At 73.2% G+C, this 23,952-nt stretch carries 21 protein-coding genes and 1 pseudogene; 10 read left to right on the plus strand and 12 right to left on the minus strand.

The genetic code is table 11. The features are described 5' to 3' along the window. Positions 1-479: pseudogene (locus ACXJMZ_RS27105) on the minus strand (molybdopterin-binding oxidoreductase); the annotation flags it as partial. A 67-nt stretch (positions 480-546) separates the two neighbouring features. Then, positions 547-1,623, minus strand: coding sequence for a spore photoproduct lyase family protein (locus ACXJMZ_RS27110; RefSeq protein ID WP_457032661.1), 1,077 nt, complete (start codon positions 1,621-1,623; stop codon positions 547-549). 221 nt (positions 1,624-1,844) lie between these two features. Here ACXJMZ_RS27110 and ACXJMZ_RS27115 point away from each other — a divergent pair, with 221 nt between their 5' ends. The 6 genes from ACXJMZ_RS27115 (at position 1,845) to ACXJMZ_RS27140 (ending at position 7,245) form a co-directional block, all read left to right on the plus strand. Beyond that, positions 1,845-2,429 (plus strand): sigma-70 family RNA polymerase sigma factor, encoded by a 585-nt coding sequence (locus ACXJMZ_RS27115; RefSeq protein ID WP_457032662.1) that lies wholly within the window; start codon positions 1,845-1,847, stop codon positions 2,427-2,429. Continuing rightward, positions 2,426-3,169: an anti-sigma factor gene (locus tag ACXJMZ_RS27120; RefSeq protein WP_457032663.1), complete on the plus strand. Its 744-nt coding sequence runs from the start codon at positions 2,426-2,428 to the stop codon at positions 3,167-3,169. The genes ACXJMZ_RS27115 and ACXJMZ_RS27120 overlap by 4 nt, the downstream gene beginning before the upstream one ends. An 83-nt stretch (positions 3,170-3,252) precedes the next feature. Continuing rightward, positions 3,253-4,464 carry an NAD(P)/FAD-dependent oxidoreductase gene (locus ACXJMZ_RS27125; RefSeq protein ID WP_457032712.1) on the plus strand — a complete coding sequence of 404 codons (1,212 nt, stop codon included), beginning with the start codon at positions 3,253-3,255 and terminating at the stop codon, positions 4,462-4,464. Next, positions 4,461-5,186 carry a DUF1365 domain-containing protein gene (locus ACXJMZ_RS27130; protein WP_457032664.1) on the plus strand — a complete coding sequence of 242 codons (726 nt, stop codon included), beginning with the start codon at positions 4,461-4,463 and terminating at the stop codon, positions 5,184-5,186. The genes ACXJMZ_RS27125 and ACXJMZ_RS27130 overlap by 4 nt, the downstream gene beginning before the upstream one ends. Further along, positions 5,183-6,469 (plus strand): class I SAM-dependent methyltransferase, encoded by a 1,287-nt coding sequence (locus tag ACXJMZ_RS27135; protein ID WP_457032665.1) that lies wholly within the window; start codon positions 5,183-5,185, stop codon positions 6,467-6,469. Before ACXJMZ_RS27130 ends, ACXJMZ_RS27135 begins: the two co-directional genes overlap by 4 nt. A gap of 50 nt (positions 6,470-6,519) precedes the next feature. After that, entirely contained in the window at positions 6,520-7,245 is a 726-nt protein-coding gene (locus ACXJMZ_RS27140) for a DUF1295 domain-containing protein (protein ID WP_457032713.1), read from the plus strand. A gap of 19 nt (positions 7,246-7,264) precedes the next feature. On the opposite strand, the gene ACXJMZ_RS27145 is transcribed toward ACXJMZ_RS27140, so the two are convergent. Continuing rightward, positions 7,265-8,908, minus strand: a complete 1,644-nt coding sequence (locus ACXJMZ_RS27145; RefSeq protein WP_457032666.1) for a chitinase — start codon at positions 8,906-8,908, stop codon at positions 7,265-7,267. A 383-nt stretch (positions 8,909-9,291) separates the two neighbouring features. Continuing rightward, entirely contained in the window at positions 9,292-10,035 is a 744-nt protein-coding gene (locus tag ACXJMZ_RS27150) for a class I SAM-dependent methyltransferase (protein WP_457032667.1), read from the minus strand. 180 nt (positions 10,036-10,215) lie between these two features. Here ACXJMZ_RS27150 and ACXJMZ_RS27155 point away from each other — a divergent pair, with 180 nt between their 5' ends. Beyond that, positions 10,216-11,697 (plus strand): SDR family NAD(P)-dependent oxidoreductase, encoded by a 1,482-nt coding sequence (locus ACXJMZ_RS27155; protein ID WP_457032668.1) that lies wholly within the window; start codon positions 10,216-10,218, stop codon positions 11,695-11,697. A 12-nt stretch (positions 11,698-11,709) separates the two neighbouring features. Further along, positions 11,710-12,150, plus strand: a complete 441-nt coding sequence (locus ACXJMZ_RS27160) for a nucleotide triphosphate diphosphatase NUDT15 (RefSeq protein ID WP_457032669.1) — start codon at positions 11,710-11,712, stop codon at positions 12,148-12,150. On the opposite strand, the gene ACXJMZ_RS27165 is transcribed toward ACXJMZ_RS27160, so the two are convergent. Beyond that, on the minus strand, positions 12,135-13,181 hold the full coding sequence (locus tag ACXJMZ_RS27165; protein WP_457032670.1) for a serine hydrolase domain-containing protein: 1,047 nt from the start codon (positions 13,179-13,181) through the stop codon (positions 12,135-12,137). The two genes, ACXJMZ_RS27160 and ACXJMZ_RS27165, sit on opposite strands and share 16 nt — an antisense overlap. A 172-nt stretch (positions 13,182-13,353) precedes the next feature. Beyond that, positions 13,354-14,580, minus strand: coding sequence for a beta-ketoacyl-[acyl-carrier-protein] synthase family protein (locus tag ACXJMZ_RS27170; protein WP_457032714.1), 1,227 nt, complete (start codon positions 14,578-14,580; stop codon positions 13,354-13,356). A 247-nt stretch (positions 14,581-14,827) separates the two neighbouring features. Between ACXJMZ_RS27170 and ACXJMZ_RS27175 the strand changes: the two genes are divergently transcribed. Further along, positions 14,828-15,091: a hypothetical protein gene (locus ACXJMZ_RS27175; protein ID WP_457032671.1), complete on the plus strand. Its 264-nt coding sequence runs from the start codon at positions 14,828-14,830 to the stop codon at positions 15,089-15,091. On the opposite strand, the gene ACXJMZ_RS27180 is transcribed toward ACXJMZ_RS27175, so the two are convergent. Further along, positions 15,034-18,144 (minus strand): M28 family peptidase, encoded by a 3,111-nt coding sequence (locus ACXJMZ_RS27180; protein WP_457032672.1) that lies wholly within the window; start codon positions 18,142-18,144, stop codon positions 15,034-15,036. The genes ACXJMZ_RS27175 and ACXJMZ_RS27180 overlap by 58 nt on opposite strands. 302 nt (positions 18,145-18,446) lie before the next feature. On the opposite strand from ACXJMZ_RS27180, the gene ACXJMZ_RS27185 reads away from it, so the two are divergent. Continuing rightward, positions 18,447-19,889, plus strand: coding sequence for a helix-turn-helix domain-containing protein (locus ACXJMZ_RS27185; RefSeq protein WP_457032673.1), 1,443 nt, complete (start codon positions 18,447-18,449; stop codon positions 19,887-19,889). Positions 19,890-19,900: 11 nt separating this feature from the next. Here ACXJMZ_RS27185 and ACXJMZ_RS27190 read toward each other — a convergent pair whose 3' ends face one another. The 5 genes from ACXJMZ_RS27190 to ACXJMZ_RS27210 form a co-directional block, all read right to left on the minus strand. Beyond that, complete coding sequence (locus ACXJMZ_RS27190) at positions 19,901-20,152, minus strand: hypothetical protein (protein WP_457032674.1); 252 nt, start codon at positions 20,150-20,152, stop codon at positions 19,901-19,903. 60 nt (positions 20,153-20,212) lie between these two features. Next, positions 20,213-21,502: a DUF3533 domain-containing protein gene (locus ACXJMZ_RS27195; protein WP_457032675.1), complete on the minus strand. Its 1,290-nt coding sequence runs from the start codon at positions 21,500-21,502 to the stop codon at positions 20,213-20,215. A gap of 89 nt (positions 21,503-21,591) precedes the next feature. Further along, the gene (locus ACXJMZ_RS27200) at positions 21,592-22,434 is read right to left on the minus strand and encodes an SGNH/GDSL hydrolase family protein (RefSeq protein ID WP_457032676.1); all 843 of its coding nucleotides are present in this window, start codon (positions 22,432-22,434) and stop codon (positions 21,592-21,594) included. A 34-nt stretch (positions 22,435-22,468) separates the two neighbouring features. Continuing rightward, a complete protein-coding gene (locus ACXJMZ_RS27205) occupies positions 22,469-23,692 on the minus strand; it encodes a beta-ketoacyl-[acyl-carrier-protein] synthase family protein (RefSeq protein ID WP_457032677.1) in 1,224 nt (407 codons plus the stop codon). Continuing rightward, a complete protein-coding gene (locus ACXJMZ_RS27210; protein ID WP_457032678.1) occupies positions 23,689-23,949 on the minus strand; it encodes an acyl carrier protein in 261 nt (86 codons plus the stop codon). The genes ACXJMZ_RS27205 and ACXJMZ_RS27210 overlap by 4 nt, the downstream gene beginning before the upstream one ends. Positions 23,950-23,952: the final 3 nt, after the last annotated feature.

Below are 23,952 nucleotides of genomic sequence, written 5' to 3' on the forward strand. Positions count from 1 at the left end.
GGCCCGAGCCGCGCCGGGCGCAGCCGGATGGCGAGCCACGCCACCACCGCCGCGCCCACCGCACCCGCCGCCACTGCGGGCAGCGCGTCGGCCGGGCCGGACACCGGCCGCGACAGTGCGGCCCAGACGCCGAGCCCACCGAAGAGCACGAAGACGGCCGCCCCGAACAGACGTCGCCGTACCGCGAGCAGTCCGGCCAGTACCGCGAGCCCCGCCATGGTGAGCAGGATGCCGCCCAGCAGGATCGGCTTGTCGTCTGTCCCGAAGCTCCGGACGGCGAACTCCTTGAGCGGAGTGGGCGTCAGGTCGATCGCGGCCGAGCCGACCACGAGCACGGGGGCGGTGTCCGGTCCGGTGAGGACCGCCACCAACTCACCGGCTCCGACCGCCGCCACGGCGGCCGCCAGGCCGATCACGGCTGCTGCTGCGATCCGGACCGGACGGTTGCGACGGGGCTGTGGTGTGCTCACGGTCCCCATTCGGTGCACTGGCACCGCCGGATGGGTCGGATCGGGAACTCTCTCCGGATCGGCCTCGACGCACCCGTCAGAACGCGTACCTGACGTGCAGCCACGGGGCGAACCGGTCGATCAGGGAACGGAGTTCGGCCAACGCCTCGGCCTTCCGGCCCGCCCGGTAGCGGACGTTCCAACTGCCGTTCTCCGACCGCTTGGGCTCCTGGAGCCAGGGCTGCCAGAGCACCTGCTCGGCCTTGGGGTGCCAGCCGAGGTTCACCTCGTGCAATCCCTGGTTGTGCGTCAGCATGATGATCTCGGCGGCGGACTGCTGCTTCACCGCGGTCGGCAGCAAGTCGTCCATCCGCTGCAGCAGTTCGGCCCAGTCCGCCTGCCAGCCCGGCCTGAGCACCACCGGCGAGAGGTTGAAGTGCACCTCGTACCCGGCCGCCTGGAAGTCCCCTGCGGCGGCCAGCCGGTCCGGGACGGACGCCGCGCGGACGTCCAGCAGTCGGGCGTCGGCAGGCGGCATCAGCGAGAACCGGATCCTGGTGCGGCCCCTCGGGTCGAGGCCGAGCAGGTCGCGGTTGACCCACTTGGTGGCGAACGAGGCCTTGGCGTTGGGCCAGTTCCGGAAGGCCCGGATCAGGTCGGCGGTGTTGTCGCAGACCAGGGCGTCCACCGAGCAGTCGTTGTTCTCGCCGATGTCGTAGACCCAGGCGCGCGGGTCGCACTGGTTCGGCTCGTGCTTGCGGCCCTGCCGGGCGACGTGGCGGCCGAGGTAGCCGATGATCCGGTCGATGTTGGTGAAGACCGTGATCGGGTTGGCGTACCCCTTGTGGCGCGGCACGTAGCAGTACGCGCAGGCGAGAGCGCAGCCGTTGGCGGAACTCGGCGCGATCCAGTCGGCGGAGCGGCCGTTCGGGCGGGCGGTGAGCGACTTCTTCACGCCGAGCACCAGCACCTCGCTCTTGATCCTGGCCCACCGCTCCACGTTGCCCTGGTTGCCGTGCAGCCCGGGGATGCCCCAGTGCGAGGCCACCTCGACGATCCGGGCGGCGGGGAAGCGCTCCACCACTTGCCGGCCGCGCGCCGAGGCGAGCGCCTCGGGCTCGGCGTGGATCTCGCGGACATCGAGCAGGCGGTGCGGGCGCTGGTCGGCAGGCATGGTGACGGTCCTTCGGGGTGACGTTCCGGGGCGGGGGACATTCGGAGCCGACCGCCCGCCGGATCGGTTCGGAACTCCCCGGCGGGGGGACCCATCCGCTCGGGCCACGGCTCCGAACAATGGGTGTCGAGTCCGCACCGACCGGCGGGGTGACCCGTCGGCAGCTCTGGAGGTAACCGCATGCCCCACATCGGCCCGCACCGAGGCCGGGAGGTGGCCAGGTGAGCAGTGTCGTCCAGCTCTCCGGCCCCCAGCGGCGCGGCCCCGATCTCCAGGAGCTGGTCGCCAAGGCCGCCTTCGGTGACCAGGACGCCTTCGGCCGGCTCTACGACGCGGTCGCCGGGCCGGTCTTCGGCCTGGTCCGCCGGGTGCTGCGGGATCCGGCGCAGTCCGAGGAGGTGACCCAGGAGGTGATGCTCGACCTCTGGCGCAACGCCGCCCGCTACCAGCCCGAGCGCGGCGAGGTGCTGTCCTGGGTCCTGACGATGGCTCACCGCCGGGCGGTGGACCGGGTGCGCTCGGCACAGGCGGCCGCCGACCGGGAGCAGAAGGTCGCCGCCCGCTCGCACACCCCGGTCTTCGACGAGGTGGCCGAGCAGGTGGAAGGGCGACTGGAGCGCGAGCAGGTCCGGCGTTGTCTCAAGTCGCTGACCGAACTCCAGCGGGAGTCGGTGACCCTGGCGTACTACCGGGGGTACAGCTACCCCCAGGTGGCGGAGCTGCTCGCCCTGCCGCTGGGTACCGTGAAGACCCGGATGCGGGACGGCCTCATCCGCCTGCGTGACTGCCTGGGGGTGGGGACATGACCATCGCGCCCGATCTGCACACGTCCACCGGCGCGTACGCCGCTCACGCCCTCGACGAACGCGAACGCATCGAGTTCGAACGGCACTTGGCCGCCTGCCCGTCCTGCGCGCAGGAGGTCGCCGAGTTCGCCGCCACGCTGGCCCGGCTGGGCTCGGCCGAGGCCGCCGTGCCGCCGCCCGCGCTGAAGCAGCGGGTGCTGGCGCAACTCCCGTCGGTCCGTCAGCACCCGCCGCACACCCCGGAGCCGGCGGCCGGACGCCGCCCGGGCCGATTCGGCCGGGCGCTGCCCAGGCTGGCGCTGGCCGCCTCGCTGGCCGCCGCCGTCCTGCTCGGCGGGGTCGCCGTCCAGCAGCACGACCGGGCCGAGCAGGCCAGGGCGCAGGCGGTCCGGCTCCAGGAGCGGCAGGCGGGCTTCGAGTCGCTGCTCACCGCCCCGGACGCCCGCACCAACACCGGCCCCGCCGGGAGCGGCGTCGGCACCGTGGTCTGGTCACAGGCTCGGGGGCAGGCCGCCTTCCTGGCCGCCGGGATGCCCGCACTGCCCGCCGGAAGCACGTACGAGCTGTGGTTCAACGACGCGGGCACCATGCGGCCGGCCGGGCTGATGCCGACCACCGACGGTGCGCTGCTGCTGGACGGCGCGATCGGCGGGGCCGCCGGGGTCGGCGTCACCGTCGAACCCGCAGGTGGTTCGAGCCACCCCAGCGGTGCGCCGGTGCTGCTGCTGCCGTTCAGCTGACAGCCGCCCGGCCGCTCCCCGTTCGGAGCAATCCACGCCGCCCCGGGCTCCGAAGTACTGGTGCAGACCAGTACTTCGGCGAGCTGCGCCGGGCCGGGGCCGAGGTGGAGCTGTTCGAGGCCGACGCCCGGCTCGGCGGGCACGCCCACACGCAGACCGCCGTCTCGGCCGACGGGCGTGAACTCGCCCTGGACACCGGCTTCCTGGTGCACAACGAACGCACCTACCCGGAGCTGACCCGGCTGTTCCGCGAGCTCGGCGTGCAGACCAGGGACAGCGAGATGAGCATGTCGGTCCGGTGCGAGGGCTGCGGCCTGGAGTACGCCGGGGCCCGCGGCCCGGCCGGCCTGCTGGCCCGGCCCGGCGCCGTCCTGCACGGCCACTACCTGCGGATGCTGGCCGAGATTCCGCTCTTCCACCGCCGGGCCCGCCGGCTGCTGGCCCACCCGGAGGCGGGTGACCCCTCGCTGCGCCGCTTCCTCGCCAACGGCGGCTTCTCGGAGTACTTCGTCAGCCACTTCATGACCCCGGTGGTGGCCGCCGTCTGGTCCTGCGCACCGGACCTGGCGGGCGACTACCCGGCCCGCTACCTGTTCACCTTCCTGGAGAACCACGGCATGCTCGGTGTCACCGGCTCCCCCACCTGGCGGACGGTGGTCGGCGGCTCGCAGACCTACGTCCGCCGGATCGCCGAACGGCTCCCCACCGTGCACCGCTCCGCGCCGGTCCGCGCCGTGAGCCGGCACCCGGACGGTGTCACCGTCACCACCGAGGATGGGCAGCGGTACCCGGCCGACGCGGTGGTGGTGGCCACCCACGGCGACCAGGCCCTGCGGCTGCTCGCCGACCCGACGCCCGCCGAGACCGAAGTGCTGGGCGCCTTCCGTTACTCCCGCAACCCGACCGTGCTGCACCGGGACGCCTCCCGGCTGCCGCAGGCCGCCTGGGCCCGGGGCTCCTGGAACTACCTGATGGCCGACTGCCACGGCGCCGCCGACCAGGTCCAGGTCAGCTACCACCTGAACCGGCTGCTCGGCCTGGACACCGCCGAGGACTACCTGGTCACCCTGAACGACGACCGGCACCGCCCGGTGGCCGCCGAGCAGGTGGTCTCCCGGACGGTGTACGAGCACCCGGTCTACACGGCCGCCACCGTGGCCGCCCAGCGTCGCCTGCCCGAGCTCTCCCGGGGCCGCACCGCGTTCGCCGGGGCCTACCACGGCTGGGGCTTCCACGAGGACGGCTGCCGCTCCGGCGTCCAGGCCGCCCACAGCGTGCTGGGGGTGCCGGTATGACCACCACCCTGCCCGGCCCCTGGGGCGCGGCGCTCTACGAAAGCCGGATCACCCACGTCCGGACCACCCCGCTGCGGCACGCCTTCGCCCACCGGACCTGCCTCTGGCTGGTCGACCTGGACCGGCTGCCGCCGGTACCGGCCGTGCTCCGCCCGCTGGCGCGGTTCCGCGCTGCCGACCACCCCGGGGCCCCCGGGCTGAGCCTGCGTCAGAACCTCGACCGTTACCTGGCCGGGGAGGGCGTCCGGCTCGGCGACGGCCAGGTCCTGATGCTCACCCAGGCCCGATCGCTGGGTCACGTCTTCAACCCGCTCACGGTCTACTGGTGCCGGGACGCCGAGGGCCGACCGCTCTGCACCGTGGCCGAGGTGCACAACACCTACGGCGGGCAGCACCGTTACCTGCTGCGGCCGGGGCAGGCCGGGACGGCGAAGGGGTTCTACGTCTCGCCGTTCTTCCCGGTCGACGGGGACTACCGGATGCGGCTGCCCGAGCCGGCCGCCCGGTTGGAGCTGACCATCCATCTCGACCTGCCCGGCGGGCGGGCGTTCACCGCCACGGTGCGCGGCCGACGGCGCCCGGCGACCACGCGTTCGCTGCTCTCGGCCGTCCTGCACCACCCGTTCATGACCTTCGCCGTCAGCCTGCACATCCGCTACCAGGGCATCCGGCTGCTGCTGCGCGGCCTTCCCGTCCACCGCCGAGAGGTACCGCCGTCGTGACTTCCGTCGCTGCCCCGACCACCACACCCTTCCCGGACATCGACCCCGCCCGCTGGCCGGACGTGGCCCGGGTGCCGGCCTCGCCGCTGCGGGCCGCCGTCGCCGCCAAGCTGCTCGCCCGGCTCTCCCGCCGGTTCGCCGTCCGGGTCGAACTCCCGGGCGGGCAGCTCCTGGTGACCGCTCCGGCCACCGCTCCGGTGCTGCGGCTGCATCGGCCGCAGGACTTCCTGCACCGGATCGGCGCGGGCGGCCTGATCGGCTTCGGCGAGTCCTACCAGGCGGGCGACTGGGACTCCCCCGACCTGGTCGCGCTGCTGACGGCACTGGCCGTCGACCCGGCCGCCTGGGTGCCGCCGGGCACCGCCTGGCTGCGCAGGCTGTACGTCCAGCGGCGGCCGGCCACCGAACGCGGGGGCACCCAGAACACCCGGCGCAACATCCAGCGCCACTACGACCTCTCCAACGAGCTGTTCGCGCTCTTCCTCGACCGGACCATGAGCTACTCGTCCGCGCTCTTCCCGACCGACCTGGCGAGCGGCGCCCTGCTGGCGGACTGGGTCGGAATGCCCGACGCCCAGCATCGCAAGATCGACCGGCTGCTCGACCTGGCCCGGGTCGGCCCCGGCCGGACGGTGCTGGAGATCGGCACCGGCTGGGGCGAGTTGGCCCTGCGGGCGGCCCGCCGGGGCGCCCGGGTGGTCAGCCTCACGCTCTCCGCCGAGCAGCTCGCCCTGGCCCGCCGCCGGATCGCCGACGCGGGCCTGGCCGACCGGGCCGAGGTCAGGCTCTGCGACTACCGTTCCGCCGAGGGGAGTTACGACGCGGTGGTCAGCGTCGAGATGATCGAGGCGGTCGGTCGGCCGTACTGGCCCGCGTACTTCGACACCCTGGACCGGGTGCTCGCCCCCGGCGGCCGGGTCGCGCTGCAGTCGATCACCATGCCGCACCAGCGGATGCTGGCCAGCACCGATACCTACACCTGGATCCTCAAGTACATCTTCCCCGGCGGTCAGATCCCCTCCACCGAGGGCCTCGCCCGGGCCGCCGCCCGTCACTCCGGCCTGCGCCTGACGGAGGACCGGGGCTACGGCCCGCACTACGCCGAGACCCTACGGCTCTGGCGGGAACGTTTCACCGCGCGCACCGAGGAGGTGGCCGCGCTCGGCTTCGATCCGGTCTTCCGGCGGATGTGGGAGCTCTACCTCGCCTACTCCGAGGCCGGGTTCCGCACCGGCTACCTGGACGTGCGCCAGCTGCTGTTGACCCGGGAGGGCGGGCGGTGAACCCGTTCGTGCTCAACCTGGCGGCCACCGCCTGCGCGGCGCTGGCGGTGATGCTCGCCGCCTTCGCGATCGGGGTCCGGACGGGTCGGCACCGGGGCGTGGACGTCGCCTGGGGCCTGGCGTTCGTCGCGGTCGCCCTCACCGGGTACGGGCTCTCGGCCGGCCACGGGGACGACGGCCGGCGGCTGCTGGCGACCGTGTTGGTGACGGTCTGGGGCCTGCGGCTGTCCGGGCACATCGAACGACGCTCCCGGGGCGCCCCGGAGGACCCGAGGTACGCCCGGATGCTGGCCCGCCGACCGGGCCCCTGGTACCCGCTGCGGAAGGTCTACCTGCTTCAGGCCGGCATCCTGTGGTTCGTCTCGCTCCCGGTCCAGCTCGCCCAGTACCTGCCGGACCGGCTCGGCCCGCTCGCCGTGGTCGGCGTGGCGCTCTGGGCCGTCGGCCTGACCTTCGAGGCGGTCGGGGACCTGCAGTTGGCCCGGTTCAAGGGCGACCCCGCCAACCGGGGGCAGCTGATGACCGGCGGCCTCTGGTCCTGGACCAGGCACCCGAACTACTTCGGCGACGCCTGCGTCTGGTGGGGCCTCTTCCTGCTGGTGGCCGACCGGCCGCTCGGCTGGGCGGTCGTGGTGAGCCCGCTGCTGATGAACTGGCTGCTCGCCTACGGCAGCGGCAAGCCGATGGCCGAACGCACCAGCGCCGACAAGCCGGGCTGGGCCGAGTATGCCGCGCGCACCAGCGGGTTCTTCCCCCGTCCACCGCACCGGAGTTGACAGTCCGGTGGCCCGGCCGTCAGCACTGCGCTGACGGCCCCGGGGTCCAGGTGCTGGCCGTGGCACCACCGCTCACGCCGAGGTAGGAGTAGTTGCCCTGGACCCAACCGGACAGCGTGTAGCTGGTGTTGGGCGCCAGCGTGACGGTCTGGCCGCACTGGCCGGTCTGCGAGGCGGTCGCGGCCGCCAGCAGAGCGTGGGTGCCGCCGTGCGCCGGGGTGGAGACCACGGCGCCGCCGGTCTGGCAGGTCCACGGGGCCAGGGTGCCGGTCTCCAGGCCGCCGTTGACCAGACCGGTCGGGGTGCCGGTGCCGGTCACCGTCAGGGTGTAGGTGATGGTGTGGCTGCCGGACGCGCCGGTGGCCTGCACCGTCAGCGGGTAGCTACCAGGAACGGTGGCGGCGGTGGTCGAGACCGACAGCGTCGCACCCGAACCGGCGTTCACCGTACCCGGGTTGACCGAAGCCGTGACACCCGCCGGCGCACCGGTGACGGTCAGCGCCAGACTCTGCGCCGAACCCGAGGTTACCGCCGTGGAGACGGCGGCGGTGGTGCCGGAGCCCGCGACCACCGAACCGGCGACGGGCGTGGCGGCGATCGAGAAGTCGTTCACCGGAGTGGTGGTGCCGCTGGTGTACGGCGCGAAGATCCGGCTGAAGTCCCAGGTGCCCTGGCTGATGCCGGAGCAGCTGTCGGAGCCCGCCGTCCCGACGCAGCCGCCGTTGTCGCGCTGGAGCGCCCAGAACGAGAGCGTGTTGACGCCCTTGGAGAGCGCCCAGTTGTAGACCGCGGTGGCGTTCGCCAGGGTGAAGGTCTCGGCCGGGCCGAAGTCGTCGATGCCGATCATCTCGATGATGCCGATCGAACCCCACAGCTGCGCCGGGGTCCTGGTCGGGTAGAGCTGGGCCAGTTGGTTGTACAGGCCGGTGGTGGCGGTCTGGGTGTCGGTCGCCATGTTGTGCGCGGCGTTGTCGTAGTAGTCGAACGTCATCTGGTTCACGACGTCGATCCGCGCGTTGTTGGCGATCGCGTTCCGCAGCACGTTCAGCCCGTTGTCGGCCAGCCCCTGGGTGGTGGTCGGCAGGGTGTACGAGAACTGGATCGACCGGCCGTTGGCCGCCGCCCAGTCCTGGACCAGCTTGATCGCCTTGTTCCGGCGGTCGATGCCGCCGCTGTTGGTCAGCGAGTTGTCCTCGATGTCCAGGTCGATCCGGCTGACCTCGTACGTGGTGATGACCTTCTCGAAGGCCGCCGCGATCTGGTTCACGTCGGTGCAGCTGTCGGCGAGTTCGGTGCCGGTGTTGTCCGCCGTGTAGCCGCCGAAGGACGGGATGACGTCGCCGCCGTTGGCGCGGATGGTGGCGATGTCGGCACCGAAGACCGCCGAGGAGACGGGCATCGCGGCGTCGCCGTTCCAGAGCGGCGTGCAGGAGCCCTTGGTGGCGGTCTGCAGGAAGGCCATGGTGAGGTTCTTGGCGCCGGACTGCGCGGCCAGCGCGGCCGGGTTGGCGCCCGTCCAAGCCTCGAAGTACGGGGCGAAGATCCGGGTCGGCAGTGGGGTCGCGGCCTGGGCGGTCGCTGTCCCGACCGTCATCAGGCCGGCCGAGGCGGCCAGGGTCGCAAAGGCGGCCACGACGGCCTGGGCTGATCTACGTAGGCGCATGGGTTCTCCAACAGACGGGTGGACGTTGGCGGTTGGTGCCACGTGTGCAGCCTCGGCCGGAGCCGTGGCGGAACGCCCGCGCCAGGGGCACCGGGGCGGGGACGGCGGTGCAGGGAGGCACGGTCGCCGTACGGGTCGGGGGTGGTCGGGAGCTGGGCAGGGCAAGCCCCGCCGGCCGGATTCACACCCCCACAGCGCATCCCGGTCGGATGGACAACGCTTATCGTTGGACTAGACCAGTCGTCTGTCAAGAGTCCTAATAGTTCGTTACCAAAGCCTTTGCCGACGCTTGCCCGGCCCACTACCTCCGACAGCACAACGGCCGACGGACCGTCAGAAACGGTCCGTCGGCCGCACGGCGGGCCATGGAGCAGTCGCGGCCGTCAGCGCAACGCCGCCACCAGGGAGTCGCTGACGGACCGCCAGGCCACCCCGGCCTCGCGGAAGCCCGCCTCGATCAGCCTGGCGGTGTGCCAGTCGGCCGGATGGACCGCGCCGTCCTTGTGGTCGCGGTAGACGGTGGAGCGGGCCGCCACCGGCTCGGCGAGCAGCGGGTCGGCGGCGGCCGCGGCCCACCAGCCCTGCCAGTCCTGCACGCCGTCGGCCACCTCGCGCTCGCGGCGGCGCAGCTGGAACGCCTCGTCGGCGGCGCGCAGCAGCGGGATGTCATTCTCGGGCGTGTGGTCGGCGTTCAGGAAGAGGCCGCCGGGGCGGACCAGCCCGGCCAGGTCGCCGTAGACCCGGAGCAGGTCCTCGGTGTCCAGCCAGTGCAGGGCGGTGGCGGTCAGCACGGCGTCGTACGGGCCCTCCGGAAGGGCGGCCGCCCACTGCGGGTCGCGCAGGTCGGCGGTGACCAGGGTGAGCCTGTGCTCCTCGGCGAAGTGGCCGCGCGCGATGGTGAGCAGGGCCGGGTCGAGGTCCACCCCGACACTCACCGCTCCCGGGAACCGGGCGAGCAGCCGCTCGCTGATGCTGCCCGTCCCGCAGGCCAGGTCCAGCACCCGGGGCGCCGGCCCGGCGACCGCCTCGACCAGGTCGAGCATCACCCGGAACCGCTCCTCGCGGTCGGGCATGTACCACTCCTGCTGGCGGTCCCAGCTGCGCTGCCAGGCGTTCCAGTCGTTCATACCCGCTCCCTCGGTAATGGCCCAACCGGCCCTTCGTCTGTTACGCAGCTTAGGGAGTAGCGAGTAACCACCGCAAGCGCTTTGCAGCCATTACTTTTCGGTCGAGGTTTGGCCGCCCGCTCCGCACTCCGTAGAGTTCGACCGGTAACCAGGTAGGGCGGCAGAGGAAGCAGTGCGGTAATGGCGGGCGAGACCCAAGGCATCGAAGAGCAGATCGAGTACGGCCCGGGCATCGACCCCGCGCGGCTGGAGCTCTGCCTCAGCGTGCTCGCCGAACTGGACGAGCTGGACGTCGACCACCCGGACGCGATCACCGTCCGGCAGGCCGTCGGCGGGGTGTTCCGCACCCTCAAGCAGCGCCGCCGCCAGGAGACCCGGGCCCGGAAGACCGCGCACGACCGCGCCGTGACGGCCGCCACCGCGACCGGTGCGCCTGGCCGGATCGACGACGAGACGGCCGGGGCCTTCGGCCTCACCACCGCGACCACGACCGAGATCGCCGGGATACTCGAGCGCCCGCGCTCCTGCTACACCTGCAAGCAGCGCTACTCCGAGGTGGACGCCTTCTACCACCAGCTCTGCCCGAGCTGCGCGAAGGACAACCGGGCCCGCCGGGACGCCCACGCGGACCTGACGGGCCGTCGGGCGCTGCTCACCGGCGGCCGGGCCAAGATCGGGATGTACATCGCGCTGCGGCTGCTCCGTGACGGTGCCCACACCACGATCACCACCCGCTTCCCCAACGACGCGATCCGCCGCTTCAAGGCGATGCCGGACAGCGCCGACTGGCTGCACCGGCTGAAGATCGTCGGCATCGACCTGCGCGACCCGGCCCAGGTGGTCGCGCTCGCCGACGAGGTGGCCGCCGACGGACCGCTGGACATCCTGATCAACAACGCCGCGCAGACCGTACGCCGCTCCCCCGCTGCCTACCGCGAGCTCGTCCTGGCCGAGAACGCCCCGCTGCCCGCCGGTGAGCTGCCCAGCTCCACCGTGATCGGCAGCTTCGGCAGCGGCAGCGTGGACCGCCCCGCACTGCCCGGCCAGGGCGGGCCCCGCGAGCTGATCAGTGCCGAGGACGTCACCGCGCTGGCCCTGGTCAGCGGCTCCGCCTCGGTCGAGCGGATCGCGGCCGGCACCGCGATCGACGCGGGCGGCCTGGTGCCCGACCTGCACGACTCCAACAGCTGGGTGCAGACCGTCAGCGAGGTCGACCCGATCGAGCTGCTGGAGGTCCAGCTCTGCAACTCCACCGCCCCGTTCATCCTGGTCAGCAAGCTGCGCCCGGCGATGGCGGCGGCCAAGGCACGGCGCAAGTACGTGGTGAACGTCTCCGCCATGGAGGGCCAGTTCAGCCGCGGCTACAAGGGCGCGGGCCACCCGCACACCAACATGGCCAAGGCCGCGCTCAACATGCTGACCCGCACCAGTGCCAAGGAGATGCTGGAGAGCGACGGCATCCTGATGACCGCCGTGGACACCGGCTGGATCACCGACGAGCGCCCGCACCCGGACAAGATGCGGCTCGCCGAGGAGGGCTTCCACGCCCCGCTCGACCTGGTCGACGGCGCGGCCCGGGTCTACGACCCGATCGTCCGTGGCGAACTGGGCGAGGACCTGTACGGCTGCTTCCTCAAGGACTACGCCCCCTCCCCCTGGTAGGAGTTGACTGCTGTGGCGCCACTGCTGGGAGCGGGCGTGATCGTGCCGAGCACCGACGGCCGGGTGCTGATCGGCCGTCGGATCACGCCCGGCGAGCTGCCCACCTGGAGCCTGCCCGGCGGCAAGGTGGACCACCCGGGCGAGTCCTTCGAGCAGGCCGCCGCCCGGGAGTTGGCCGAGGAGACCGGCATCGTGCTGCCCGCCGAGCGGATGCGGGTGCTCGCCGTCCTGCTCGACCACGGGCTCGGCCGGCCCCGGCTGACCGCCGCCGTGCTGGCCCCGCCGTGCGACCTGCCCGCGCTGGTCACCGAGCCGCACGCCTGCGCGGGCTGGGAGCGGGTGCCCGTGGACGCGCTGCCGGAGCCGATGTTCTACCCCTCGGCCCAGGTCCTGGCCAGCTGGCTGCCCGACTACCAGGCCCCGCCCGGCACTTGGCGCTACCCGACCTCCTGACCCGCCGCCGTCGAGTCATCCGCCGAGTCACCAGCCGCCGTCGAGAGGTCGGTCAGCAGCGCCCCGGCCGAACCGTCCACCGAGCGCTGGGTGTTGGTGAGCACGACCACCCCGGTCCCGGCGCCCGGGTCGAAGCCGAGGAACGACGAGAAGCCGCCCGTCCCGCCGTTGTGCCAGAGCTGCAGGTGGCCGCCCTGGCGGGGGTGCAGGCGCTGGCCCATCCAGCCCAGGTGGATCCAGGAGAACGGATTCATCCGGTGCTCGGGGGTACGGCTGAGCGCGATCGCCTCGGCCAACGGTGTCTGCTCCGGGGCCAGTTGGGCCTTCAGGAAGGTGACCAGGTCGGCTGCGGTGCCACGCAGGCCGCCCGCGCCCGCCAGCGCCGCCAGGTCCCAGCCGGGGACCGGGCGGCCGCGCCGGTCGTGCCCCTGGGCCAGGCGCGAGGGGTCGGCCGGGGTGACGGCGGTGTCGACGAGGCCGAGCGGCCCGGTGATCCGGTCGGCGATCAGCCCCTCGTAGTCGGTGCCCGCCCGGCGGGCCAGCGCCAGGCCGAGCAGTCCCGCCCCGAGGTTGGAGTAGCGGAACCGGCTGCCCGGTACGGCTCCCAGCCTGGTCCGGCGCAGGGTGCCGAGCAGCACCGGCTCGGTGAGCTTCGCGTACGGGTCGGGGCGGCCGGGGTTGAACAGCGCCGGGAGCAGCATGCCGTGCGGCAGTCGGGGCAGCCCCGAGGTGTGCTGGGCGAGTTGAAGCAGCGTCACCGATTCGCCGCGCCGGCGCAGACCGGCCGCCTCGGGGAGCAGCTCGGCGACCGGCTGGTCCAGTTCGACCAGACCCTCGGTGACCAGTGCCGCCAGCGCCAACGAGGTGAACACCTTGCTGACCGAGCCGAGTTCGAAGACGGTGTCGGTCGCCACCGCGCCCGCCGAGCGGATCTCCGCCCCGCCGTCGGCCAGCGCGGCCACCACCACCCCGGCCCGCTCCTCGGCCAGTTGGTCCGCCGTCCGCTGCGCTGCCCCACCGAGATCCACCATACGGATCAGCCTATCGGCGCTGCACGACGCTCCCGCGCCGATCCGGCCCGCGGACGTCGTGGACCCAGCCCAGCCGCTCCCACCAGGCGATCAGCCGGGCGGTGGGGTCCGGCGGTTGACGTCAGGTCAGTCGTGTCAGCTCTCCTCCGGTACGGACTCGAGGGCGGAAGCGCTACGGGCGGGTGAAGGCGAGCACCGCGTTCTGCCCGCCGAAGCCGAACGAGTTGCTGACCGCGGCCGCCATCCGGTGCGGGCGCGGCACCTTGGTGACCACGTCCAGGTCGCAGGCCGGGTCGGGGGTGTCCAGGTTCGCGGTGGGCGGGATCAGCTGGCGTTCCAGGGCCAGCACGGTGCAGACCGCCTCGATCGCCCCGGCACCGCCGATCGCGTGGCCGATCGCGCCCTTGAGGGCGGTGACCGGGGGCGGGCTGCCGAAGACCGAGTGCAGCGCCCTGGCCTCGGCCGCGTCCCCGTGCGGGGTGCCGGTGCCGTGCGCGTTGACGTGGCCGATGTCGGCCGGGTCGAGACCCGCGTCGGCGAGCGCGCCGCGCAGGGCCCGGGCCGCGCCGTCCCCCTCGGGGTGCGGGGCGGTGATGTGGTACCCGTCGCAGGAGGAGCCGAAGCCCGCCAGCTGGGCCCGGATCCGGGCGCCCCGGGCCCGGGCGTGCTGCTGACGCTCCAGCACCAGGACGGCCGCCCCCTCGCCGAGCACGAAGCCGTCCCGGTCCAGGTCGAACGGCCGGGAGGCGCCGGCCGGGTCGGACGAGCGGCGGGAGAGGGCCCGCATCTGGGCGAAGCAGGCCGCCGGCATCGGCATCCGGGCCGACTCCGCGCCGCCCGCCAGCACCAGGTCGCAGGAGCCGGCCAGCAGCAGTTCGCGGGCCATGCCGATGGCGCTGCTGCCGGAGGCACAGGCGGTGCTGACCACCAGGTTGGGGCCGAGTGCGCCGAGGTCGAGGGCGATCTCGGCGGCCGCCATGTTCGGCAGGCTGCGGGACAGGGCCAGCGGCGAGACCTTCTCCGGCGCGGCCGCCGCCAGCCGGTCGAACTCCGGCTGCCAGTTCTGCATGCTGCCGATCCCCACCCCCATCACCACCCCGACCCGGGTGCCGTCCCAACTCGTGCTGTCCAGACCGGCGTTCGCGGTCGCCTCGCGGGCGGCCAGCAGGGCCAGCACGGTGAACAGGTCGAGCCGCCGGGCCAGCTTGTGCCCCAGCAACTCCTTGACGTCCAGCTCCGGGACCCGGCAGGAGAAGTCCACCGGCAGCCCGGCCAGCTCCGGGTCGGCGACCGCGAACGACGTCCCGGCACAGAGGCCGTCCCAGGCCGCCGTCACCCCGACACCGCTCGGCGCGAGCAACCCCAGCCCGGTGACCGCGACCGCCTCCCGCCTCAACAGAGCGCTCCCCTGGGGGCGATGACGGACCGACAGATCGAAACAGCCGCACAGAAGCACATGGAACGTCATTATTGGTCACAACCGGACACATCCGAACGGAGCACACCCCGCGCCGCACCGAGCCACACCCGTACGGGTGAACGCCGCGACCGGCACGACGGCGGCCACGGCGGCGGTGTACTCGTATCGCTCGGCCACAAGTCCTGACCGCGTCGCACTGTCAGTGCTGAGCGGGAAACTGGCGGGTATGGACGATGAACTGCTCCGGGGCCGGGTCTACGGCAGCGACCACGAGGACGCCGGGCCCCGCCCCGGCCGGGTCTACCGGGAGCTGGTGGCCGGGCCGCTGGACGGACTGCTGCTCGACGTCACCGGCTGGAGCGGCGAGCAGCTGGCGGTCGGGGCCGCCCTGCCGACCGAGATCGGCGCGTACGGAGCGGGCRGCCGGGCCCGCTACCGCCCCCGCCCGGGCGACCCGCAGCGCTGGGACTGGGGCGGCGACACTCGTTGACACCGGACATGGCGGTGGGGGGGGGGGGGGGGGGCGGGGTAGGTGGTGCTGTGGGTGGCCGAGCCGGTGCCGGTCAGCGTGATGCTGTAGGTGCCGGCGGCGGTGGAGGTACCCACCTGGAAGGTCGCCGTCGAGGACGAACCTGCCTGCACCGAGGCGGGGTTGAAGGTGACCGTGACACCGGCGGGCACACCGGAGGCGGTCAGGTTGACCGTCTGCGCGCTGCCCGAGGTGACGCCGGTGGACACGGTCGCGCTGACCGAGTTGCCCGGAGTCGCGTTGCCGGTGGCCGGGTTCACCGAGACGGAGAAGTCGTTGGTCGGGACGGTGCCGCCGACCGAGGTCTTCCACAGGGTGTACGCCACGCCGTCGGCGCTGCGGTTCAGCACCGTGGCACTGACGTTGGAGGTGGTGTCGCAGGACTGGTGGTAGCAGGAGTCGTACGCCCGGTTGGCCGTACCGCCCCACTTGGTGGCCTGGTTGGCGGTCTTGGTGGCGCTGGCGCCGGCCGCGTACCCGGAGGTGGGGATGCCGCCCTGCTGGAACGAGTAGTCGTCCGAGCGGCCCTGGCCCTCGATGTTCTCCTCGGGCTGGAGGCTCAGCGAGTCCCAGTACGCCTTCATCGGCGCCGAGGTCGCGGAGTTGATGTTGTTGATGAAGTAGCCGGCGTTGGGCGAGCCGACCATGTCGAAGTTGTAGTAGCCCTTGATCGCACTGCGCTGCGCGGAGCTCAACTGGCCGACGTAGTGGGCAGAGCCCTGCAGACCCTGCTCCTCGCCCGTCCACCAGGCGAACCGGACGTGCCGGGTCAGGGTCGGGTTGGCCTGGGCGAGTGCCAGCGCGTTCTCCAGCAGCACCGCAGAGCCCGAGCCGTTGTCGTTGATGCCGGGCCCGGCCGCCACGCTGTCCAGGTGGGCGCCGAACATGGTCACCTGGTCGGTCGGGCCGCCCGGCCAGTCCGCGATCAGGTTGTTGGAGACATAGCTGCAGGAGGTGCAGCTCTGCTCGGAGACGGTGTAACCGGCCGCCTGGAGCTTGGCCTTGATGTAGGCCACCGACTGCGAGTGCCCGGCCGTGCCGGCCCGCCGGTTGCCGCCGTTCTGCGAGGCGATGGTGTTCAGCTGGGTCAGGTGCGCCTGCACCTGGGCCACGTCGATGTCCGGCGCGTTGCCACCGGGGTTGCCGCCGCCGCCCACCGTCAGGGTGTACTGCGCGGTGTGGCTGACCGTACCGGTTCCGGTGACCGTGATCGTGTAGGTGCCCGCCACCGCCGTGGCGGCGGCCGCGAAGGTCACCGTCGAGGACGAACCGGCCTGCACCGAGGAGGGGTTGAAGGACACCGTGACACCGGCCGGCGCACCGGAGGCGGTCAGGTTCACCGTCTGCGCGCTGCCCGAGGTGACCGAGGTGTTGACCGTCGCCGTGGTGGAGGCGCCGGGCTGGACCGAGCCGGAGGTCTGACCGAGGGTCAGCCCGAAGTCGTTGTTGCCGGACGGCGTACAGGTCGGGTCACCGGCCTGGGCCGGCACGCTGACCGCGTCCCAGGCCGCCTTGGCCCGGGTGAAGTAGCCACAGGTCGGGTCGAGGCTCTTGGCCGCCGTCAGGGTCGCGGTCCGGTACTTCTTGTAGGTCATGCCGCTGGTCTTCAGCAGCATGCCGCCGTAGAAGATCTTCCCGGCGTTCTGGATCCCCACCCCGGTCACCGAACTGCTGTTGCAGGTAGGGCTGGTCGGCTTGCCACCGCCCGGGCTGGAGCCCTCCGCCAGCAGGTAGAACCAGTGGTTCATCGGGCCTGCCGCAGCGTGCTCCTCGGTGTTCGGGATCGAGGACGAGTAGCAGTTCGGGTTCCCGCTGACCTGCGAGGGGTTGTACATCACCCGGATCGGGCCGTTGCCCACCAGGTTGATCATCTCGCCGACGGTGTAGTCCGGGGCGTCGTACGGGGCACTCAGGTTGGCGTACGACTCGGTGAGCGCGCCCATGATGTCGCCGGTCGCCTCACCGAGACCGGCCTCGTTGCTCGCGGCCCCGCCGGGCGTGTACTGGTCGATGCCGTGGCCGAACTCGTGGCCCACCACGTCGATCGCGGCGATCCACTCGTTGGCGTTGTTGTGGCCGATGGATATCGAGGAGCCGTCCCAGTACGCGTTCACGTCGTTCAGACCGACCTTGACCGGCCAGCTGCCGCCGTTGCCGTTGTGGCCGTTGCGGCCCAGCCAGTCGCGGAGCATGTCCCACTCCTTCTGCGCCGCGAACATCACGTCGGCGCAGCCGGTCTCCTTGCTGGTCGAACTCCCGTTGCCCCAGGTGTCGCTGGACTTGGAGAACACCGCGCCCGAGCTGTAGTCGGCACAGCTCAGCCCGGGACGGCCGGGGTCACGGAGCGAGTAAGTGCTGCCGGAGGCAGTGGTGTTGATCGTCTGGGAGCCGTTCCACTTGCTGTTGACGGTGCCGGCACGGACGTCGTCGTAGCTGTCCAGCACCTCTCCGGAGCGGGCGTCCACGAACACGTGCAGGGTGCTGGGCGCGGCTGCGGTCCGACCCTTCAGAACGGTCTCCCAGGCCAGCTTGGAGCGGCCGTCCTTCACCCGGACCACCAGGCGGCTGGACTCCACCCCGTCCACGGTGGGGAGTTGGGCCCGCGAGGTCTGCTCGGCGCTCGCGGCGGTCACCTTCGGCGTGGTCGGCACGCCGACCGCCCCGGTGGACGCCGACTGCACACCGCGGATCCGGCCCTGCCCGTCGGCGAGCACCACGGCGTCGCCGCCGACCACCGGCAGACCACGGTAGGTCCGCTCGTACGCAACGGAGTAGAGCCCACCGAGCCACGGGGTCACCGCGTGCCGCTCGTAGCTCTCGCCCGGCCCCTTGGCCAGGGCGTCCAGTCCCGCCGCGGCCGCCTGGTCGGCGGCGGAGACGGCGGCGGCCAGCGCACTCGGGGGTGCGACGGTGGCCGGGGACGGGTCGGGCGCGGCCTGCGCGGCCGTGGTGACGGCGAGCAGGCCGGCCAGGACGGTCAGGGTGGTACCTGCCGTCAGGATTTTTCGTCTCATTGCGAGGCTCCTCGGACGTGGGGGTCCTCGAACGCGGACGGCATGCCGACGGCACGCTCCACCGGCCGCAGCGGGGGGCGGCTGAGTGGGTGTCAGTGTTCGGGTGCCGGAACCCTCACACGCCGTCATGCCTCGGTCAACGGCTCCCACCGGCCCTCCGTGCAGTTGGCAAGTTCTGTCAAGCTGCGGTTTTCGCAAAGAGGTTGAGACCACGTCATGTACGGACGGGGTCTCGTCCAGTACCGTCCAGATACGCGCGGAGGGATCGCGGAGAGCTCGCGCAGGACTCGGGGAGGCCGACCGTGTACCGGACCGACGCCGGCTCCACCCTGGTCGAGGACACCCCCTCCGCAGGTACGCCGGCCGCCGACTCCTGGCGGGCGTTCGGCGACCGCCTGCGGCACTGGCGACGGCGGGCGGGCCTGACCCAGGCACAGCTCGGCACCGAGATCGGCTACGACCACACCGCGGTCAGCCGGCTCGAACACGGCACCCGCCGGGCCACTCCCCGGGTCGCCGACCACCTCGACCGGCTGCTGGCCGCCGACGGCGACCTGAGCGCGGCCTGCCGCCGGGCGGAACAGGGGGAACGCGCCGGACCGCCCGTCCCGGCCGGACTCACCCGGCCGCCGCTGCCCGGCGCCGCCCCCGACCTCCCGCCGCTCCCGCTGCCGCTGCTGGTCGGCCGGCCACCGGCCCGGCTCCCCGACTACGGGATGCTCTGCCCGCTGCACGGCGCGGCCGGCTGCGAGGTGCCCGCGCCCGCCGACCTCGCCGCGCTGCACCTGGCGTTCTGCGCTGCCGCCCCGGAGACCGCGCCACCGCTGGACATCGACACCGCGCACGCGCTGGCCGGGCTGCTCGCCGCGCACCTGCGCGCCGGTGAGGCACACTCCCACCCGGACACCGCGACCGCCGTCGAGCGCACCCTGCGGGCGGTACTGGCCCGACTGCCGGGCACCCCCGCCGGGCGGCGGCGCCCGCTGGTCCGGCTGGCCGCCGAGTACGCCCACGCGGCGGGCGTGCTGCGGATGCAGCAGGGCCGCAACGCCACCGCGATGACCTGCTTCGACCGCGCCCTCAGCTGGTCCGAACTGGCCGACGACCCCGCCACCCAGGTGGCCGCGCTCAGCGACATGGGCAACCTGGCGCGGCTGGACGGCGACCCCGGCTCCGCGCTCGGCTACGCCCGGGAGATCAGCCGGGTGGCCCCCGGGCGGCACTGGGCCGCCGCGATGTCCCAGGTCAGCCAGGCCCGCGCGCACGCGCTGGCGGGCGACGTCCGGCAGACCGTCCGGCACATCGGCCGGGCCCGGCTGCACCTGGACCACATCGGCGCGCGGGACGAGTCGGACGCGCCCTGGCTCTCGATCGCCTCGATGCAGCTACGGGTCGAGGCCGGTGCCGCCGCAGCGCTGCGCGACGTCTCGGCCGCCGTGGACGACCCCCGGCTGGCGCTGCGCGCGGTGAGCGCCGCCCGGACCGCACTGCGCCTGCTCGGGCCGCACCAACTGCCGTCCTCCCGACTGCTGTTCACCGTTCGGATCGCCGACTGCCTGGTCTGCGCGGACGACCCGGGCAGCGCGATCTCGCTGCTGGGCCCGGCCCTGGAGAGCGCCACGCCCGGGCTGCCCGCGCTGGTCGGTCACGAACTGCGCGGCCTGCGCGACCGGCTGGCCGCTCGCCCCGGCCGCAGTCCGGAACTCGCCGACACCGCACGGAGGTTGACCGACCTGGCGCGCTGAGCGCCGCCGGGTCAGCCGCCCGTGGGCTGGGCCATCGCCTGCCGAACAGAGGTCATGCAGGGGCCGCAGAAGCTCTCCGCCTGCACCAGGTCGCTGCCGTTCTCCGACGGCGCTCCCAGCAGCCGTCCGCACAGCGACTTCGCGTTGTCGTCCTTGGTGATGACGTGCCACAGCAGCGAGGGCTGCTCGACAGCCGGGTCGTGTTCGGCCCACATCTGGTACATGGTGGCTCCCGGATCGACGGGGATTCGGTCACTCTCCATGCAACTGCCGATACCGTCCCGGGGCCACCACGCCAGGGCCGACCGGGTGGCTCAGGCAGCTCAACTCACCTCCGGGTGCACCCGGTGCAGACCCCGCCGGTCGTAGTAGGTCGTCATCCCGAAGCCGAACAGCAGCGCCGCGACCGTCGCGATCGCGATCATCACCCAGGCCCGGGTCAGCCCGGCGTCGGCCTGCGCGTCGAAGTACAGGATCGACCTGACTCCGTCGCCGAGCTGCCGCATCGGCTCGAACACCGCCAGCGCCCGGTAGAAGTCCGGCAGCGCCTGGAGCGGGACGGTCGCCCCCGAGGACGGCAGCGACAGCGCGATGAAGATGAACATGCTGATCAGCTGACCGATCCCGCCGAACGCCGCGATCAGCGCCTGCACCCCGAGCCCGACCGCCGCGCTGGCACAGACCGAGAACACCCAGAGCAGCGGGAGGTGCGAAGCGTCCATGTCCAGGATCACCACGGTGGCCAGCATCACCAGACTGGAGGTCAGCACCGCCAGCACCACCGACATCACGCTGGTGACGGCGAGCGTCCGGGTGCGGGTGATCGGCACCAGCGGAAGTTGGGTGCGCAGCGGCCCCAGCTCGCTGGCCGCGTAGCCGAGCGAGACGTCGACACCGTTGCTGATGATGTTGGCGCCCAGGAAGCCGCAGAGCACCAGCAGCAGCGAGTAGTAGAAGGCCGTCAGCCCGAGCCCGCTGTTCGCGCCGATCGGGTGGCCGACCTCGACCGCCACCGTGAGCGGGTCCTCCACCAGCAGGCGGGCCGCGTTGCTCGCCGCCCCGCCCTGGGCCGCCGGGAGTGCGGTGAGCGTGCCGCCGAGCTGCCGGGAGGCCTGGTGGGCGGCCTGCTGCGAGATGGACGAGGCGAGCGAGGAGGCCAGACTGCCCACCCCGGGGTTGGTGAGCACCAGCATGGTCGGCCTGGGCGGGTCCGGCTGAGCGGCCGCGCCGAGTGCAGCCACGGCCGTGGTCAGCCCGGCCGGGGCCTCCAGGACCCCGTACAGCTTGCCGGAGGCCAGGCCGTCCATCGCGTCGGCCCGGTTCAGCACCCGCCAGGAGACCTCTTCGGCCGGGTCGGGTGCGGCGGCGATCCCCGCGGTGATCTGCTCGCCGAGGTTCGCCGGCCGGCCACCGATCTCGCCGCCCGCGTCGGAGTTGACCAGGCCGATCGGCAGCCGGTGCAGGTCGGCCCTGGGGTTGATGATGCCGCCCAGGTAGAGCAGCGACAGCAGCAGCGCCACCGATCCGACGATCACCGTCGGGAAGGCCCACACCTTCGGGTTGCGCAGCACCTGACGGGCGGTCACCTGCGGCGGGGGCGGATCCGGGGTCATGGCACTCCGTCAGCGTCGGTCGGTCCCCCGCAGCACGCTAACCGCAGGCACCCCGAACAGCACGGAGCCCCGCCCGGACGCGGCGAAGATCAGCCGATCGGGAGGTGGGCGGGGCCGAGCTGGCGGGCCACCGTGAGCAGGCTGGGCAGCATCCGTTCGGCGTGCTCCGCGTAGCCGCGCGGTGAGGGGTGGACGCCGTCCGGGCCGAGGAGTTCGGCGGCCCGGTCGCGGAACTCGGTGCCGGAGGACGGCGCGAGCACGGCACCCACCCGTTCGGCGGTGCGGATCTGCAGCCGGGCCAGGCGCTGCGAGCGGCGGCCCGCGACCCAGCGCACGGGCGCCCGCATGCCGGGGGCGTACCCGGGGTTGGGGCACGGCACGACGACGGTCTGCCAGCCGGCCTCGTGCAGGCTCCGCAGCAGGTGGGCGAAACGGCGGGAGGAGCGGCCGAGCGGCAGCGGGAGCAGGGCGTCGTTGCCGCCGACGATCAGCACGGCAACGCCGGGACGCAGCTTCCCCGCCCGCAGCGCCTGCAGCTGGACGCTCCGGGTGGTGGCCCCGACCCGGGCGAACACCCGTAGGTCCACCGGCAGTTCGACGGTGTCCGAGAGCGCCTGGGCCAGCCTGGCCCCCAGGGTCTCCTCCCGGCGGCCGGCCCCGAGACTCTGGGCCAGCGAGTCGCCGAGCATCAGCAGGCTGATCGGCTGCTGCGGGCCGGGGAGGTCGGGCCCGTACCGGCCGTCGGCCGTCGGGACCGACCAGTCGGTGGGCGGACGGTGCATCAGCAGGCGGCTGTAGCACCGGGCGACGGCCAGCCTGGCCCGCCCGAGCGGGCCGCCGGCCCGGCGGCTGCGGACGCTCGGCGGCGCCTTGGGCCCGGGCGGGGTGGGCGGCTCGGAGAGCGCGAGCGGGGCGGTCGGGGTTGCGGGCATGGCGGGGCTCCGATTCACGCGTACGGGGTGCAGGTCAGGCAGCGGTGAGGACCACGGCCGCGTTCTGGCCGCCGAAGCCGCTGGACACCGAGACGGCGGCGGTGGCGTCCGTCGGGCGCGGCACCTTGGTGACCACGTCGAGGTCGATCGCCGGGTCCAGCCGGTCCAGGTTGGCGGTGGGCGGGATCAGTCGGTGCTGGAGCGTCAGGACGGTCAGCGCCGCCTCGATCGCCCCGGCCGCGCCCATGCTGTGGCCGATGATGCTCTTGTTGGCGGTCACCGGCGGCGGCCGGTGGAAGACCCGGTGCAGGGCCGCCGCCTCGGCGGCGTCGTTCAGCGCGGTGCCGGTGCCGTGCGCGTTGACGTGCCCGATCTCGTGCGGTGCCAGCCCCGCGTCGGCCAGGGCGGCCCGCAGTGCCTGGGCCAGGCCCGCACCGTCCGGGCGGGGCTTGGTGAAGTGGTAGGCGTCGCAGGAGGAGCCGCGGCCCGCCAGGTAGGCGCGCGGGCGGACACCCCGGGCCCGGGCGTGCTCGACCCGTTCCAGCACCAGCACGCCCGCGCCCTCGCCGAGGACGAACCCGTCCCGGTCGGCGTCGAACGGCCGGGAGGCGCCCGCCGGGTCGTGCCGGCGCCGGGAGAGCGCGCGCAGCTGGTCGAAGGCGGTGGCCACCATGCTGGTCCTGGCACTGTCCGTGCCACCGGCCAGCACCAGGTCGCAGGCGTCGGCCCGGAGCAGGTCGCAGGCCAGGCCGAGGGCGGTCGTGCCGGAGGCGCAGGCGGTGCTGGTGACCAGGCTCGGCCCGAGCGCGCCGAGGTCCAGACTGACCTCGCCGGCCGCCATGTTGGGGATGCTGCGCGGGAGCATCATCGGCGAGACCCGGTCGGGGCGGCCCGCGTTCAGCCGGGCGTACTCGGCCGGGTGGGTGGCCGAGCTGGTGGCGCTGACGCCGAGCACCACGGCGACCCGGGTGCCGTCCCACTGCGCCGGGTCGAGCCGGGCGTCCGCGACCGCCTCCCGGGCGGCCAGCACGGCCAGTTGGGAGAACCGGTCGAGTCGGCGGCTCAGCCGCCCGCCGAGCAGGCCGGGGGCGTCGAACGCCTCGACCGGGCAGGAGAAGTCCACCGGCAGCCCGGCCAGTTCGGGGTCGGCGCGGGCGGTCGACCGGCCGCCGCAGAAGTGCTCCCAGGTGGCGGCCGCGCCGAACCCGGCCGAGGTGATCATCCCGAGCCCGGTCACGGCCACCGCACGGGTAGTCACCTGGCGGCCCCGACGGCCATGGTGGCGTCGGCGGCCACGGTGGCATCGGCGAGCGCGGCCAGTTCGCCGAGGGTGCTCTCGGGCCTGATGTCGGCGACGGTGACCCCGAGCCGCTCCTCCACCATCAGGGAGAGCTCGACCAGGGCCAGGCTGTCGAGCGCGAGGTCGGCCAACGCGGCCTCGGGACGGACGAGTTCGGCGGCGACCTCGAACTCCGTACGGAGGCAGTCGCCGATGATGCGGTAGGACTCGGACATGTG

The organism is Kitasatospora sp. P5_F3, from assembly GCF_054049135.1.

What these genes read in the sequence shown, in the direction of transcription:
- ACXJMZ_RS27110 (WP_457032661.1), bottom strand. Translation starts at nt 1,623, where the DNA reads ATGCCTGCCGACCAGCGCCCGCACCGCCTGCTCGATGTCCGCGAGATC.
- ACXJMZ_RS27120 (WP_457032663.1), top strand. Translation starts at nt 2,426, where the DNA reads ATGACCATCGCGCCCGATCTGCACACGTCCACCGGCGCGTACGCCGCT.
- ACXJMZ_RS27130 (WP_457032664.1), top strand. Translation starts at nt 4,461, where the DNA reads ATGACCACCACCCTGCCCGGCCCCTGGGGCGCGGCGCTCTACGAAAGC.
- ACXJMZ_RS27140 (WP_457032713.1), top strand. Translation starts at nt 6,520, where the DNA reads ATGCTCGCCGCCTTCGCGATCGGGGTCCGGACGGGTCGGCACCGGGGC.
- ACXJMZ_RS27145 (WP_457032666.1), bottom strand. Translation starts at nt 8,908, where the DNA reads ATGCGCCTACGTAGATCAGCCCAGGCCGTCGTGGCCGCCTTTGCGACC.
- ACXJMZ_RS27150 (WP_457032667.1), bottom strand. Translation starts at nt 10,035, where the DNA reads ATGAACGACTGGAACGCCTGGCAGCGCAGCTGGGACCGCCAGCAGGAG.
- ACXJMZ_RS27155 (WP_457032668.1), top strand. Translation starts at nt 10,216, where the DNA reads ATGGCGGGCGAGACCCAAGGCATCGAAGAGCAGATCGAGTACGGCCCG.
- ACXJMZ_RS27165 (WP_457032670.1), bottom strand. Translation starts at nt 13,181, where the DNA reads ATGGTGGATCTCGGTGGGGCAGCGCAGCGGACGGCGGACCAACTGGCC.
- ACXJMZ_RS27180 (WP_457032672.1), bottom strand. Translation starts at nt 18,144, where the DNA reads ATGAGACGAAAAATCCTGACGGCAGGTACCACCCTGACCGTCCTGGCC.
- ACXJMZ_RS27190 (WP_457032674.1), bottom strand. Translation starts at nt 20,152, where the DNA reads ATGGAGAGTGACCGAATCCCCGTCGATCCGGGAGCCACCATGTACCAG.
- ACXJMZ_RS27195 (WP_457032675.1), bottom strand. Translation starts at nt 21,502, where the DNA reads ATGACCCCGGATCCGCCCCCGCCGCAGGTGACCGCCCGTCAGGTGCTG.
- ACXJMZ_RS27200 (WP_457032676.1), bottom strand. Translation starts at nt 22,434, where the DNA reads ATGCCCGCAACCCCGACCGCCCCGCTCGCGCTCTCCGAGCCGCCCACC.
- ACXJMZ_RS27210 (WP_457032678.1), bottom strand. Translation starts at nt 23,949, where the DNA reads ATGTCCGAGTCCTACCGCATCATCGGCGACTGCCTCCGTACGGAGTTC.